Source organism: Mycolicibacillus trivialis (genome assembly GCF_002102395.1).
GTDB lineage: Bacteria > Actinomycetota > Actinomycetes > Mycobacteriales > Mycobacteriaceae > Mycobacterium > Mycobacterium triviale.
The window spans coordinates 1-14,719 of the sequence record NZ_LQPZ01000006.1; the positions used below are offsets into that span (position 1 = coordinate 1).

Sequence of the window (14,719 nt, forward strand, 5' to 3'; positions counted from 1 at the left end):
ACCCGCAAAAACCACCACGGCGAAACCGAAACCATCCCCCCACCCCACCTCGACCACGGCCAACCCCGCACCAACCGCTACCACCACCCCGAAAAACTCCTCCACGAAACCGGCAACACCAACAACGACAACAGCGACGACGACAGCGACGACGACAGCGACGCACCCTGAGCCCGAAGAGCCTCAATGTCCCCGCGCGGCCGCTACCACCGCCGCGAACAGCCGCAAGTCGCCCGGGTCCTCCTCGGGATGCCACTGCACCGCGAGCACGAACCGCTCGCCGGGTGACTCGACCGCCTCGATCACCCCGTCGTCGCCGCGGGCGGCCACCGTCAACCCGGCCCCGAGCTCGGCGATCGCCTGGTGGTGATAGCACGGCACCCGGGCCTGCGGTCCGAGAATCTCGGCCAGTCGGCTGCCGGCGACTGTGGTCACGCTGCGGGTGGTGAACACGGCGTCGCCCGCACAGTGGCCGTCGTGGCCGATCACCTCCGGCAGGTGCTGGTGCAGGGTGCCGCCGCAGGCGACGTTGAGCAGCTGGGCGCCCCGGCAGATGCCCAGCACCGGGCGCTGCAACCGTCGGGCCGCGTCAAGCAGCGCGAACTCCCACCGGTCCCGGTCGGGTTGGAACTCGTCGGTGGCCGGGTGCGCGCGCTGCCGGTAGCCGGCCGGATCCAGATCGCGCCCGCCGGTGAGCACCAACCCGTCCAGGCGGCCCAGCACCGCTTCGGCGACCTCCGCGCCGCCCGGCTGCGGGGGCAGCAGCACCGGCACTCCCCGGGCGGCCACGATCGCGTCGAGATAGGTGGCGGGCAGGAAACCGGCAGGCACATCCCAGATGCCGGCGCGGGCCTGCTCGCGGTAGGTGGTGACGCCCAGCAGCGGGCCGGCAACCGATGCAGCCATGCCGCCCGACGTCACCAGGTGCTGATGCGCAGCACGATCTCGGAGGCCAGTTGTGCGGTGGCCTCCGCCGCGCTGCGTCGGCCGGCCAGATCCACCACCCGAAAGTCGCTGTAGACGTAGGGCTGGCTGGCGTCGGCCACCCGCCGGGTCGCGTTGGTGCTGACCAGCACGGTGGTGTTGATCTCCACCGGCGGGCAGTGTTCGTCGAGCACGACGCCCTCGGTGTTGGGGGCACGGGGGTGACCGCGGTCGATGGCGACCAGGCCGGTGAAGCGGTCCAGTCGGGTCGCGGCCAGTTCCCAGGCGAGTTCCCCGCCGCCGGCGCGGTCGCCGACCACCACACCCCAGCGGATGTCCAGCGAGTCCATGATGCCGACCACCGACTTCGGGCTGAGCCGCGGATCGGGGCCGATGACCACCGTGCGCAGATGCGCAGTGTGCAACCGGCGGCAGACCGCGTCGTAGGCGGCGACCGTGCGCTGCGCCGCGCTGAGCATGACGACCACCGGGCTCCCCTCGGGACCGGCCACGTCGACCGGTATGGGGAACCCGTCGACGGTCGTCATGGTCGAGGGCATTTCCGCAGGCTACCGGCGTCGGGCCCGGTTGGGGGCGTTTTGGTGCGGCTGGGCTTACTCCCGCAATCCTGAGACCAGCGTCGGCCGTGCCGGCGGCCCGTCCGCCAGCAGGCCGACGAGCGCCCCGAGGTCGAGGTGCGCGACGAGCAGGTCGGCGATCCGGTCGAGTTGCGCGTCGCGCCGCGCGGCGACGTCCACATCGTCGGCGACGACGAAGCCGTCCCGGCCCGCGGCCGCCGCGGCCTCGGCTAGCCAGCCCCGGCGGAAGGCGTCGTTGTCGAACAGGCCGTGCCAGTGGGTGCCGTAGACGCCGTCGCGTCGCCAACCCTGCGCGGCGCCGTCGGCGGCGAACCAGGTGTCCGCCGCGCAGCGGCGCAGCCGGCCGTGCCGGATCTCGTAGCCGGTCATCGGGTGCTGCCAGCGGCGCAGCAACTTGACCGGCTCGAACTCGATGTCAGCGTCGAGCAGGCCCAGCCCGGTCATCGCTGTGCCGTCGATGATGGTGCGGGCCAGCATCTGGAATCCGCCGCACAGGCCCAGCACCGGCCGCCCGGCCTCGGCGTGTGCGATCACCGCGTCGGCCAGCCCGCAGGTGCGTAACCAGCCCAGGTCGGCGAGGGTGGACTTGCTGCCCGGCAGCACCAGCACGTCGGTGTCGGCGGCGTCGGCAGGGTCGGTGATCCAACGGACCAACACCCCGGGTTCGCAGGCCAGCGCCTCCACGTCGGTGGAGTTGGAGATCCGCGGCAGCCGGATCGCGCCGATGCGCAGCCACTGGTCACCGCGTGGCGGCCGGGGTGAGCCCAACACCCGGTGCGCCTGCACCGACACCGAGTCCTCGGCGTCGAGCCACAACTCCGGCGCGTAGGGCAGCACCCCGTAGGTCGGCCTTCCGGTGAGCCCGGCGAGTTGGTCCAGCCCCGGTTGCAGCAATCCCGGGTCACCGCGGAACTTGTTGACGACGAACCCGGCGATCAGCGCCTGGTCGGCCGGGTCGAGCACTGCGACGGTGCCGTACAGGTGTGCCAGCAGTCCACCGCGGTCGATGTCGCCGACCACCACGACCGGCAGGCCTGCCGCCCGGGCCAGGCCCATGTTGCTCAGATCTGTTGCGCGTAGGTTGATCTCGGCCGGTGAACCCGCACCTTCACAGATGACCGCGTCGAATTCGGCGCGCAGCCCGGCCAGCTCATCGGCGACCACTCCGGCCAACCGCTCCCGGTGGGTGAAATAGTCTGCGGCGCTGACGGTGTCGACGACGCGGCCACGGACCACCAGCTGTGACGTGGAGTCACTGCCGGGTTTGAGCAGGATCGGGTTGAACCGGACCGACGGCTCCAGCCCGGCGGCGCGGGCCTGCACCGCCTGCGCGCGGCCGATCTCCCCGCCTTCGGCGGTGACCACCGAGTTGTTGGACATGTTCTGTGCCTTGAACGGCGCCACCCGCACGCCGTCGCGGGCCAGCACCCGGCACAGGCCGGCGACCACCAGCGATTTGCCGGCGTCGGAGCTGGTGCCGGCCACCAGCAGCGCGCCGCTCACCGGGTCACGGCAGGGTGAGGATCTCAGCGCCGGTGTCGGTGACCACCAGCGTGTGCTCGAACTGCGCGGTCCACTTGCGGTCCCGGGTCACCACGGTCCAGTCGTCGTCCCAGATCTCGTACTCCAGCGAACCGAGGTTGATCATCGGTTCGATGGTGAAGGTCATGCCGGGTTCGATGACGGTCTGCACGGCCGGCTGGTCATAGTGCAGGACCACCAGACCGTTGTGGAACGTGGTGCCGATGCCGTGGCCGGTGAAGTCGCGGACGACGTTGTAGCCGAACCGGTTCGCGTAGGCCTCGATGACCCGGCCGATCACCGACAACGCCCGACCGGGCTTGACGGCCTTGATGGCGCGCATCATCGCTTCCTCGGTGCGCTCCACCAGCAGCCGGTGCTCCTCGCTGACGTCGCCGGACAGGAAGGTGGCGTTCGTGTCGCCGTGCACACCGTCGATGTAGGCGGTGACGTCGATGTTGACGATGTCGCCGTCGGCGAGCACGGTGGAGTCCGGGATGCCGTGGCAGATCACCTCGTTGACCGAGGTGCAGCAGGATTTCGGGTAGCCCTTGTAACCCAGGGTCGACGGGTAGGCGCCGTGGTCGACCATGTAGTCGTGGGCGATGCGGTCCAGTTCGTCGGTGGTCACCCCGGGCGCGACGGCGGCGCCGGCCTCGGCGAGCGCGCCGGCCGCGATACGCCCGGCGATGCGCATCTTCTCGATCACCTCGGGTGTCTGGACCCAGGGTTCGCTGCCCTCGTCGGCGGTGGGTTTGCCGACGTATTCCGGGCGGGCGATGGACTTGGGCACCGGCAGTGTCGGGGAGACGACGCCGGGGCTCAGTGCGGCACGAACGGACATCAGGCCAGCTTAGTCAGGATCGGTGCCGCCGCAGGAACGACCGTCGCCGCGGCCCGCGGATCTCCACCGAGCCGCAGATCATCCGGCCGGTGAACACCACGTGCGGCACCCCTTCGGCCTGCGGCGCTTTGCGGCGGTCCCGGACGCTGCCGACGAAGGCCTGCACGTCGTCGATCGAGGCGCTCGCGCCTGCGGGCAACCGCACCTGCACCGACCCGAACCGCATGTCGAGCTCGATGATCACCACCGGCCCGGCGAAGCGGGCCCGGGTCAGGTCCAGGTCCACCGAACCCATCCGGCGCACCAGCGCCAGCCGGGTCGGCACCACCCATTCGCCGTGGCGTTTCAGTGAGCCGGCCCAGCCGCGCAGCTCCACCCGGTCGGTGGTGGAGGTGGCGATCGCGCCGGGTCCGGGCAGGTCCTCGACCAGGGCGTCGAGCTCGGGGCGCAGCCGAGCGTGCGACACCGCGACCGAGCGCTGTTCGAATTCGTCGATGTCGATCAGGCCGAGGGCGACCGCGCGGTGCAACCTGCGCAGGGTGCCGTTGCGGTCGGCGTCGGAAATCCGCAGCGCGACGGGGTTCTCACCGATGTCGGTCATGGCTCTTCCTGACGTGCTCGGGGCCGAGCTGGGCGTTCAGCCGCGAGCCTACCCGGACACCACCCCGCGTCGTCCAGACCGGACAGCCGGACCGGCAGGTCAGACCAGGAAGTCGCCGGGTAGGCCCTCGAGCATGGTCTTGGTCATCCGCACCGCGTACTCCGAGCTGCCGCCACCGATGATCAGCGAGGCGAACGCCATGTCGCCGCGGAAACCGGCGAACCAGGAGTGCGAGCCGCCCTGGTACTCCGCTTCCCCGGTCTTGCCGAACACCGGGCCGCAGTCGGCGATCTCGCGGGCGGTGCCGTTGGTGACCGCCAGCCGCATCATCGAGCGCAGCCCCTCGATCATCGCCGGGCTGACCGGGGCGGCCTCGCCGACGGTCTCGGTGGGCCGACCGACGATCAGCTGCGGCACCGGGGTCTTGCCCGCGGCCACGGTGGCGGCCGCCAGCGCCACCCCGAACGGGCTGGCCAGCACCCGGCCCTGACCGAAGCCGTCCTCGGTGCGTTCCACCAGGTCGACGGTGGGCGGCACCGAGCCGGTCACCGTGTTGATCCCGGCGACGTGGTAGTCCAGCCCGATGCCGTAGCGGGCGGCCGCCTGGGTGAGTCCGCGCGGCGGCATCCGGCTGGCCAGTTCGGCGAAGGTGGTGTTGCAGGAGCTGGCGAACGCGCGCGACAGCGGCACCGCGCCGAGGTCGAAGCGGTTGTAGTTCGACACCACCCGATGACCGATGTCGACGGTTCCCGGGCAGCCCAGCAGCGTGTTGGGGGTGGCCAGATCCCGTTCGATCGCCGCGCCCGCGGTGATGATCTTGAACGTCGAACCCGGCGGGTAGAGCCCGGTGGTGGCCACCGGGCCCTCGCGGTCGGCGGCGGCGTTCTGCGCGACGGCCAGGATCTCTCCGGTCGAGGGTTTGATCACCACCATCATCGCCGGCCCGCCGCGCATGTCGACCGCGTTCTGGGCGGCGGTCTGCACGGCGCGGTCCAGGGTGATCGAGACCGACGGGGCCGGGGTCGGCGCCTCCTCGTGCAGCACCGCGACGTCGACGCCGTTCTGGTTGACGGTCACCACCCGCCAGCCCGACTCGCCGTCGAGGTCGTCGACGACGACCTGCTTGACCTGGTTGACCAGGGCGGGCGCGAACTTCTCGTCGGTGGGCATCAGTTCGGCGAGCGGGGTGACGACCACCCCGGGCAGCTCGCCGATGAGCGGGGCGACCCGGTTGTGGTCGTCGCGGCGCAGGGTGATCAGATCCCGCGGCCCGGTCAGCGAGCTGGCCTCCTCGGCCAGCGCCTGCGGGTCGTTGAAGGTCTCGTCGAAGGGGTGCAGCGCGCCGATCACCGCCTGCGCGGTGCGCATCAGCTCGGGTCCGGCGAGCTTGGCGTCCAGGGCGTAGTGGTAGAGGTAGCCGGGCACCAGCACGTTGGTGCCGCTGGCCTCGTTGACCGAGGCGCGCTGCGCCGGGGTGGACTGCAGCGCGAAGGTCTGGTTCTCCCCGAGCTTGGGATGCAGGTCGGTGGCGTTCCAGCGCACCTGCCAACTGCCCTCGTTGCGCACCATCTTCAGCTGCCCGTCGTAGGCCCAGGTGCGGTTCTTCGGCAGGTGCCAGGTGTAGCGGTAGGCGACGGTGCCGGTGTCCTCGGTGTAGCGGGAGCCGAGGATCTGGGCGTCGAGGTGGCTGGCCTGCAGCCCCGCCCAGGCCGTGTTGAGCGCGTCGCGGGCGTCGTCGGGGCTGTCGCTGAGCGCGGCGGCGGCCACCGTGTCGCCGGTGGACAGCGCGGCGAAGAACTGCTCGGCGATCGGCGCCGGGCCGTCGGGGCGCGGGGTGCAGGCGCTGAGCAGTCCGACCGTCAGGGCGACGACCGCCGCCGATGCCAGTGAGGTTTTTGTTGCCATTGAGGCTGATGTTAAAAGCCGGGTGGGGCGAAACGGTGGAGGCGCACCGAAACCGGTCCGTGACCGCGTCGTGTCGCGGCCGTGTCACGACGTGTCAGTCGAGCAGCACGGTCGCGAACGTGCCGACCGTGGCGAACCCCACCCGCTGGTAGGTGGCCAGCGCGACGGTGTTGAAGTCGTTGACGTACAGGCTGGCCACCCGGCCGGTGCCGACGATCACCGCCGCCAGCGCCGCGGTGCCGGCGGCGCCCAGCCCGCGGCCCCGGTGCTCGGGGTGCACCCACACCCCCTGGATCTGGCTGACTGCCGGGGACTGCGCGCCGACCTCGGCCTTGAACACCACCTCGCCGTCCTCGAACCGTGCCCAGGCGCGCCCGGCGGCGATCAACGCGGCCAACCGGCGCCGGTAGCTGCGGCCGCCGTCACCGAGACGCGGGTCGACCCCCACCTCGCCGATGAACATATCGACGGCCGCCACCTGGTAGGCGTCGATCTCCTCGGGGCGCACCTGACGCACCTCGGTGTCCAGCGGACAGCGCGGGAAGGTGTCCAGCGCCATCAGCGGCTGGCACGCCCGCACGTCGCGGGCCGGACCCCAGGTGTGCGACAGCCGTTCCCACATCGGCAGCACCAGCTCGGCGTGACCGACCAGCGAGGAGCAGCGCCGCACGACGCTCATCGCCTTGTCGGCGAAGGCGGCCAGGTCGTCGGGTCCGCCGCGCAGCGGGACGAGGTTGGCCCCGGCGTAACACAGCGATTCGTCCACCCCGCGCCGCGTCCACAGCTCGCCGCCGATGGCGGCCGGGTCCACCCCCTGCTCGGCGACCCGGGCGGCGACCATGCAGGAACCGACCGGGTCCTCGTCGAGCACTCGGCGCACGGCGGCGGCGTCGCGCACCAGTGACACGCGATGCTCGCCGACCAGGCGGAACAGCGGCGGAGCGGACATCGTGACTCTTTTCCGCGGTGGGTTGGGCTCTGGGCTTCAGCCTACGGTGATCGTCGGCGAACCGCTGGTTGTTGCGTCCGGATCCGCGTCCGGGTCGATCTCGTAGCCCTTCTCCGCGGCGATCCGTAGCGCCTCTTCGATCAGGGTCTCGACGATCTGCGCCTCCGGGACGGTCTTGATCACCTCACCCTTGACGAAGATCTGGCCCTTGCCGTTGCCCGACGCCACGCCCAGGTCGGCCTCGCGGGCCTCACCGGGGCCGTTGACCACACAGCCCATCACCGCCACCCGCAGTGGCACGTCGAGGCCCTCCAGCCCGGCGGTGACCTCGTTGGCCAGCGTGTAGACATCGACCTGGGCCCGCCCGCACGACGGGCAGGACACGATCTCCAGACCGCGCGGCCGCAGGTTCAGCGACTCCAGGATCTGGTTGCCGACCTTGACCTCCTCCACCGGCGGCGCCGACAACGACACCCGGATGGTGTCGCCGATGCCCCGGGAGAGCAGCGCACCGAAGGCCACCGCGGATTTGATGGTGCCCTGGAAGGCCGGGCCGGCCTCGGTCACCCCCAGATGCAGCGGGTAGCTGCACTGCTCGGCGAGCTGCTCGTAGGCGGCGACCATCACCACCGGGTCGTTGTGCTTGACGCTGATCTTGAGGTCGGAGAACCCGTGCTCCTCGAAGAGGGAGGCCTCCCACAGGGCCGACTCGACCAGCGCCTCCGGGGTGGCCTTGCCGTACTTGGCCAGCATCCGCGGATCCAGCGAGCCGGCGTTGACCCCGATCCGGATCGGGATGCAGGCGTCACCGGCGGCCTTGGCGACCTCCTTGACCCGGCCGTCGAACTCCTTGATGTTGCCGGGGTTGACCCGCACCGCCGCGCAGCCGGCATCGATCGCGGCGAAGATGTACTTCGGCTGGAAGTGGATGTCGGCGATCACCGGCAGTTGGCTCTTGCGGGCGATCGCGGCCAGCGCGTCGGCGTCCTCCTGGCGCGGGCAGGCCACCCGCACGATGTCACAACCCGCCGCGGTGAGCTCGGCGATCTGCTGCAGGGTGGAGTTGATGTCGTGGGTTTTGGTGGTGCACATCGACTGCACCGAGATCGGGTAGTTGCTGCCCACGCCGACATCGCCGACCATCAGCTGGCGTGTCGGGCGCCGCGGCGCCAGGGTGGGCGCCGGAGTCCCCGGCATCCCCAGGCCGACGGTCATGGCTTCTCTCCTTTGTCGGGTCCTTAGTCGGGTACCTACTGGAATATCTTGATCGGATTGACCACATCGGCGGTCACGGTCAGCAGCATGTAGCCGACCACCAACACCAAGACTACGTAGGTCGCCGGCATCAGCTTGAGGTAGTCGACCGGGGCGCCCGCGACCATCCCGCGCGCCGAGCGGATCATGTTGCGGATCTTCTCGTAGGCGGCGATGGCGATGTGGCCGCCGTCGAACGGCAGCAGCGGCACCAGGTTGATCGCGCCGAGCACGAAGTTCAGCTGGGCCAGGAAGAACCAGAACGCCACCCACAGGCCGCGGTCGACGGTGTCGCCGCCGATGATGCTGGCGCCGACGACGCTGATCGGGGTGTCCAGGCCGCGTTCCCCACCGCCGATGGCGTGCACCAGCGCGCCGACCTTGGTGGGGATCGCGATCAACGCCTTGCCCAGTTCCACGGCCAGCCCGCCGGTGAACGCGAAGGTGCCCGGGACCGCCGAGACCACGTTGTAGTGGGTGGGGCCGGGCACCGCGGCGCCCACCCCGATCGCGCCCACGGTGACCGGGGCGGCCTCGCCGCTGTCGGGGTCGGCGACCCAGCGCTGGGTGGGGGTCACGTCGACGTAGGTGGTCAGGGTTTCGCCGTCGCGTTCGACGACGATCGGGACGATGCCGTGGCTGTCGCGGACCGCGGCGGCCAGCCCGGCGAAGTCCTCGACCGGGGTGTCGCCGACCCGTACGACGGTGTCGCCGGCCCGGATGCCCGCGGCGGCGGCCGGTCCGGGCCCGCTGCACTGGCCCAGTTCGCCCTGGGTGACCTCCGGGGCGACGCAGGCGGTGTCGCCGATGACCGCGGCGGTCGGCGGGTGCAGGCTGGGCAGCCCCCACACGATCGCGATGACGTAGATCAGCACCAGGCCGATGGCGAAGTTCATGGCGGGCCCGGCGGCCAGCACCGCGATCCGCCGCCAGGCGGCCTGCTTGTACATGGCGCGGTCTTCCTCGTCGGGCGCGAGGTCTTCCACGGCGGTCATCCCGGCGATGTCGCAGAACCCGCCGGCCGGGATGGCCTTGAGCCCGTATTCGGTGTCGCCGCGGCGGGTGGACCACAGTGTCGGGCCGAAGCCGACGAAGTAGCGGCGCACCTTCATCCCGGTGGCGCGCGCCACCCACATGTGTCCGCACTCGTGCAGGGCCACCGAGACCAGGATGGCCACGGCGAACAGCACGATGCCCAGGGTGAACATCATCGGGTGGGGACGACCTTCCTGTCCGGGGCGATGGTGGCCTCCACGACGCGCGCGGCCCGGTCCCGGGCCCAGCGCTGCGCGTCGAGCGCCTCCTCCACGGTAGCGGGTTCGGCGCTCCATTGCGCGGCTCCGTCGAGCACCTCGGCGATGGTGTCGACGATCGCGCGGAAGCCGATGCGGCCGGCCAGGAACGCGGCCGCGGCCTCTTCGTTGGCGGCGTTGTAGATCGCCGGCAGGCAGCCGCCGGTCTGCCCGGCCCGTCGGGCCAGTTCCACCGCGGGGAACACCTCGGCGTCCAGTGGTTCGAAATCCCAGCTCGAGGCGGCGGTGAAGTCGCAGGCCGGGGCGGCGGCGGGGATGCGGTCCGGCCAGCCCAGCGCCAGCGCGATCGGCAGCCGCATGTCCGGCGGGCTGGCCTGGGCCAGCGTCGAGCCGTCGGTGAAGGTGACCATCGAGTGCACGATCGACTGCGGGTGCACCACCACGTCGATGTCGTCGTAGGGCACGCCGAAGAGCAGGTGGGTTTCGATCAGCTCCAGGCCCTTGTTGACCAGCGAGGCGGAGTTCAGCGTGTTCATCGGGCCCATCGACCAGGTCGGGTGCGCGGCTGCCTGCTCGGGGGTGACCCCGACGAGGCGGTCGGCCGACCAGCCGCGGAACGGCCCGCCGGAGGCGGTGAGCACGATCTTGGCGACCTCGCCCGCGGCGCCGCCGCGCAGCGCCTGGGCGATCGCGGAGTGCTCGGAGTCCACCGGCACGATCTGGCCGGGCGCGGCGGCCTTGGTGACCAGCGCACCACCGGCGATCAGCGACTCCTTGTTCGCCAGCGCCAGCCGGGCGCCGGTGGCCAGCGCCGCCAGGGTCGGGCGCAGGCCCAGCGCGCCGACCAGCGCGTTGAGCACGATGTCGGCGTCGGTGTCTTCCACCAGTCGGGTGGCGGCGTCCGCGCCGCGGTGGGTCACGTCGCCGACGGCGTCGGCGGCGCGTTCGTCGGCGACGGCCACCGCGCGCACCCCGGTCTCGGCGCGCTGGCGGGCGATCAGGTCGGGATCAGCGCCACCGGCGGCCAGCCCGACCACCTCGAAGCGGTCCGGGTTTGCCGCGATGACCTGTAACGCCTGGGTACCGATCGAGCCGGTGGAGCCCAGGATCAGGACGCGGCGGCGGGTGGTGCTCACCCGCCCATTGTGCCGTCAACGGACCCGAATCGTTAACCGGCCGTCCCTCAGATCGGTGTTCGCGGTGCGGCCATAACGCCACGCTACGGGCCGTGCGGGCGCAGCGGTATGCCACAATATGCATCCGAGCGTTCGTTGCTCGTCATCGTTTCGCGCCCGAGTAGGAGGAGTCGTCGTGGTCAGCACCGAAGTGGAGCGCCACAGCGGCGTCGATACCGCCGATGTACCGTCCGCCGACTGGGGATGGAGCCGTATCAACTACCGCACCTGGTACCTGGTCGGGCTGGGGGTCATCGGGTTCCTGCTGCTCATGCTGCACGGTAACCACGTCGGCCATGTCGAGGACGCGTACCTGATCGTGTTCGCCGTGCTCGGCGTCGCGGTGTTGGTCCGCGACTGGTGGCTGCGCCGGCGCGGCTGGCTGCGGTAGCCGCTGAACACCGGGTCTCAACCCCGTTGGGAGCGGTTCGCCGGTGTGGTCACCGGGCGCCGTTCCTGGCTCGTCGCGCTCGCTCTTGCAGCCCTGTTCGGGGCGCTGACCGTGCTGTGCGGCCCCTCCGGCGGCGCCGACCGCTCCCCCGAGTTGCTGCCGCCGGATTCGGAGTCGGCCCGCGCTGAGGCGCTGCGCGCCGAGTTCCCCGGCGGACAGCCGGCCGTCATCCTGGTGGCCACCCGCGTCGACGGGACCGCGCTGCTCAGCGCCGACATCGGGGAGATCGAACGGGCCCGCGCGCGGATGGCCGCCGTCGTCGACGCCGACGAGGTGAGCACGCCGCCACTGGTCATCGCCGAGGACAGCCGCGCCGCACTGAGCCCGGTGCCGATCGCCGGTGATCTCTCCGGCTTCGCCCTCGACGACACCGTCACCGCGCTGCGCTCGGCGGCCACCGACGGCCTCGCCGACGGGCTGCGCGCCCAGGTCACCGGCGGGCCGGCCTTCGGCGCCGACATCGCCGACGCGTTCACCAGCGCCAACGTCACCCTGCTCGTGGTGACCGCGCTGGTGGTGGCGGTGTTGCTGATCCTGACCTACCGCTCCCCGGTGCTGTGGCTGCTACCGCTGCTGGTGATCGGGCTCGCCGACCGGGTCTCCGCGGCGGTGGGCACCGCCCTGGTGGACACGGCCGGGTTGAGCGTGGACGGGTCGACCGCCGGGATCACCAGCGTGCTGGTGTTCGGCGCCGGCACCAACTATGCGCTGCTGCTGATCTCCCGCTACCGCGAGGAACTCACCCGCACCGCCGAGCACCGGGCGGCGCTGCGCACCGCGGTGGCCCGGGCCGGACCGGCGATCCTGGCCAGCAACGCCACCGTGGTGCTCGCGGTGGCGATGCTGCTGCTGGCCGCCGCGCCGAGCACCCGCAGCCTGGGGCTCGCGGCGGCGATCGGACTGCTGCTGGCGGTGCTGTTCGTGCTGGCGGTGTTGCCGCCGCTGCTCGCGCTGGCCGGGGTGCGGCTGTTCTGGCCGCTGATCCCCCGGCCGGGCGACCCGTCGGTCGCCGAGGCCGGGGTCTGGCATCGGGTGGCGACTCGGGTCGCCGACAACGCCGCGCGGGTCACCGTCGGCTCGCTGGTGGTGCTGGCGGTGCTGACGACCGGGTTGCTGGGCACTTCGCTGGGGCTGACCCAGACCGAGCAGTTCCGGGTGCGCGCCGAGTCGGTGACCGGGTTCGAGACCCTCGCGGCCCACTTCCCCAGCGGCACAGCCGATCCCACCCTGGTGATCGGTTCGGTCGAGCGGGCCGGGGCGATGCGTGAGACGTTGGCGGCCACCCCGGGTGTGGTCTCGGTGCGGCCGATGGGGCCGGCCCGGTCCGGGCTCACCCGGTGGTCGGTGGTGGTCGACGGCGCGCCGGCTTCCGACCGGGCGCTCGACACGATCGCGGAGCTGCGCGGCAGCGCCCACGCGGTGGACCCCGCGGCGCTGGTCGGTGGCTCCGATGCCCAGGCGCTCGACGTGCGCGACGCCGCCGACCGCGACCGGAAGGTGATCATCCCGGCGTTGCTCGCGGTGGTGCTGGTGGTGCTCTACGTGTTGTTGCGGGCGGTGCTGGCGCCGCTGATCCTGGTCGCGATCACCGCGCTCAGTGCACTGGCCGCGCTGGGGCTGGGTAGTTGGGCCGGCGTCCACGTGTTCGGTTTCCCGGCACTCGACCAGGCGACGCCGCTGTTCGCGCTGCTGTTCCTGATCGCACTCGGGGTGGACTACACCATCTTCCTGGTGACCAGGGCACGCGAGGAGACCCCCGGGTTCGGCACGCGCGACGGAATCGTGCGTGCGGTCTCGGCAACCGGCGCGGTGATCACCAGCGCCGGGATCGTGTTGGCCTCGGTGTTCCTGGTGCTCGGCGTGCTGCCGTTGATCGTGCTGACGCAGTTGGGCATCATCGTCGGGCTGGGAATCCTGTTGGACACCTTCGTTGTCCGCACCCTGGTGATCCCCGCGGTGTTCACCTGGATCGGGCCGCGCATCTGGTGGCCGGCGCTGCGGGCTCCCGGGCCCTGAGCGCTCGGCGCTACCCGCCTTCGGCGGCCAGCTGGCCGCAGACCCACCACATCTCGCCCGCGCTCGGCGCTACCCGCCTTCGGCGGCCAGCTGGCCGCAGGCCCACCACATCTCGCCCGCACTCGGCGCTACCCGCCTTCGGCGGCCAGCTGGCCGCAGGCGGCGGCGATCTCGCGGCCGCGGGTGTCGCGCACCGTGCACGACACTCCGTGCGCACGCACCCGCCGGACGAACTCCCGCTCGACCGGTTTGGGACTGGCGTCCCATTCGCTGCCGGGGGTCGGGTTCAGCGGGATGAGGTTGACGTGGACCAGCGGACCCAGCGCGCCGTGCAACCGCTTGCCCAGCAGGTCCGCCCGCCACGGCTGGTCGTTGACGTCCCGGATGAGGGCGTACTCGATCGAGACCCGCCTACCGGTGGTGTCGGCATAATAGCGCGCCGCGTCGAGCACCTCGCTGACCTTCCAGCGGTTGTTGACCGGCACCAGGGTGTCGCGCAGTTCGTCGTCGGGGGTGTGCAGGGAGACCGCCAGGGTCACCCCGAGGCGTTCGTCGGCCAGTCTGCGGATCGCCGGCGCCAGTCCCACGGTCGAGACCGTCACCGACCGCGCGGAGATCCCGAAGCCCTCCGGGGGCGCCGAGATGATGCGCCGCACCGCGGCCAGCACCCGCGCGTAGTTGGCCAGCGGCTCCCCCATGCCCATGAACACGACGTTGGACAGCCGGTCGCCGTGCACGTCGCGCAGGGTGGCCGCCGCGGCGCGGACCTGCTCGAGGATCTCCGCGGTCGACAGGTTGCGTTTCAGCCCGCCCTGCCCGGTCGCGCAGAACGGGCAGGCCATCCCGCAGCCGGCCTGCGAGGAGATACACACGGTGTTGCGCTGCGGGTAGCGCATCAGCACCGATTCGAAGGTGGTCGCGCCGGCCGCCCGCCACAGTGTCTTGCGGGTCTCCCCGGCGTCGCAGGCCAACTCGGTGACCGGGGTCAGCAACGCCGGGAACAGCGCGTCGCCGATCTCACCGCGCAGCCCGGCCGGCAGGTCGGTCATCTGCTGCGGATCACCCAGCAACCGGCCGTAGTACTGGTGCGCCAGCTGTTTGGCGCGGAAACCGGGCAGCCCGAGCTCGGCGACCGCGGCCGCCCGTTCGGCCGCATCCAGGTCGGCCAGGTGCCGCGGCGGGCGGGCGACCTGCCGCGGCGCGGTGAACACCAGCTGTTGCTTCATC

General features: G+C 71.6%; 13 protein-coding genes and 1 pseudogene. 3 read left to right on the forward strand and 11 right to left on the reverse strand.

Annotated features, from left to right (window positions below):
• Positions 1-171, forward strand: a pseudogene (locus AWC30_RS18340) (HNH endonuclease signature motif containing protein); the annotation flags it as partial.
• Between the two features lie 12 nt (positions 172-183).
• Here the strand turns inward: AWC30_RS18340 and AWC30_RS00475 are convergent.
• From AWC30_RS00475 to dxr, 10 genes are all read right to left on the reverse strand, one after another.
• Positions 184-906 (reverse strand): gamma-glutamyl-gamma-aminobutyrate hydrolase family protein, encoded by a 723-nt coding sequence (locus AWC30_RS00475; RefSeq protein WP_085107675.1) that lies wholly within the window; start codon positions 904-906, stop codon positions 184-186.
• 11 nt (positions 907-917) lie between these two features.
• A complete protein-coding gene (locus AWC30_RS00480; protein ID WP_085107331.1) occupies positions 918-1,484 on the reverse strand; it encodes an alpha/beta fold hydrolase in 567 nt (188 codons plus the stop codon).
• A gap of 54 nt (positions 1,485-1,538) precedes the next feature.
• Entirely contained in the window at positions 1,539-3,026 is a 1,488-nt protein-coding gene (locus AWC30_RS00485) for a cobyric acid synthase (protein ID WP_085107333.1), read from the reverse strand.
• A 4-nt stretch (positions 3,027-3,030) separates the two neighbouring features.
• Positions 3,031-3,888, reverse strand: coding sequence for a type I methionyl aminopeptidase (map, locus tag AWC30_RS00490; RefSeq protein ID WP_085107336.1), 858 nt, complete (start codon positions 3,886-3,888; stop codon positions 3,031-3,033).
• A 13-nt stretch (positions 3,889-3,901) separates the two neighbouring features.
• A complete protein-coding gene (locus AWC30_RS00495; protein WP_085107338.1) occupies positions 3,902-4,489 on the reverse strand; it encodes a DUF1707 SHOCT-like domain-containing protein in 588 nt (195 codons plus the stop codon).
• Positions 4,490-4,588: 99 nt separating this feature from the next.
• Positions 4,589-6,394, reverse strand: coding sequence for a penicillin-binding transpeptidase domain-containing protein (locus AWC30_RS00500; protein WP_085107341.1), 1,806 nt, complete (start codon positions 6,392-6,394; stop codon positions 4,589-4,591).
• 94 nt (positions 6,395-6,488) lie between these two features.
• Complete coding sequence (locus AWC30_RS00505) at positions 6,489-7,343, reverse strand: GNAT family N-acetyltransferase (protein ID WP_085107343.1); 855 nt, start codon at positions 7,341-7,343, stop codon at positions 6,489-6,491.
• 36 nt (positions 7,344-7,379) lie between these two features.
• Positions 7,380-8,558, reverse strand: coding sequence for a flavodoxin-dependent (E)-4-hydroxy-3-methylbut-2-enyl-diphosphate synthase (ispG, locus tag AWC30_RS00510; RefSeq protein ID WP_085107346.1), 1,179 nt, complete (start codon positions 8,556-8,558; stop codon positions 7,380-7,382).
• Between the two features lie 35 nt (positions 8,559-8,593).
• The gene (locus AWC30_RS00515) at positions 8,594-9,808 is read right to left on the reverse strand and encodes a M50 family metallopeptidase (RefSeq protein WP_085107348.1); all 1,215 of its coding nucleotides are present in this window, start codon (positions 9,806-9,808) and stop codon (positions 8,594-8,596) included.
• Entirely contained in the window at positions 9,805-10,986 is a 1,182-nt protein-coding gene (dxr, locus tag AWC30_RS00520; protein ID WP_085107350.1) for a 1-deoxy-D-xylulose-5-phosphate reductoisomerase, read from the reverse strand. The genes AWC30_RS00515 and dxr overlap by 4 nt, the downstream gene beginning before the upstream one ends.
• Positions 10,987-11,161: 175 nt before the next feature.
• On the opposite strand from dxr, the gene AWC30_RS00525 reads away from it, so the two are divergent.
• Both AWC30_RS00525 and AWC30_RS00530 read left to right on the forward strand, forming a co-directional pair.
• Positions 11,162-11,416 (forward strand): DUF2631 domain-containing protein, encoded by a 255-nt coding sequence (locus tag AWC30_RS00525; protein WP_085107352.1) that lies wholly within the window; start codon positions 11,162-11,164, stop codon positions 11,414-11,416.
• A gap of 45 nt (positions 11,417-11,461) precedes the next feature.
• On the forward strand, positions 11,462-13,492 hold the full coding sequence (locus AWC30_RS00530) for an MMPL family transporter (protein ID WP_109561866.1): 2,031 nt from the start codon (positions 11,462-11,464) through the stop codon (positions 13,490-13,492).
• Between the two features lie 128 nt (positions 13,493-13,620).
• Here AWC30_RS00530 and rlmN read toward each other — a convergent pair whose 3' ends face one another.
• The gene (gene rlmN / locus AWC30_RS00535) at positions 13,621-14,718 is read right to left on the reverse strand and encodes a dual-specificity RNA methyltransferase RlmN (protein WP_085107358.1); all 1,098 of its coding nucleotides are present in this window, start codon (positions 14,716-14,718) and stop codon (positions 13,621-13,623) included.
• Position 14,719: the final 1 nt, after the last annotated feature.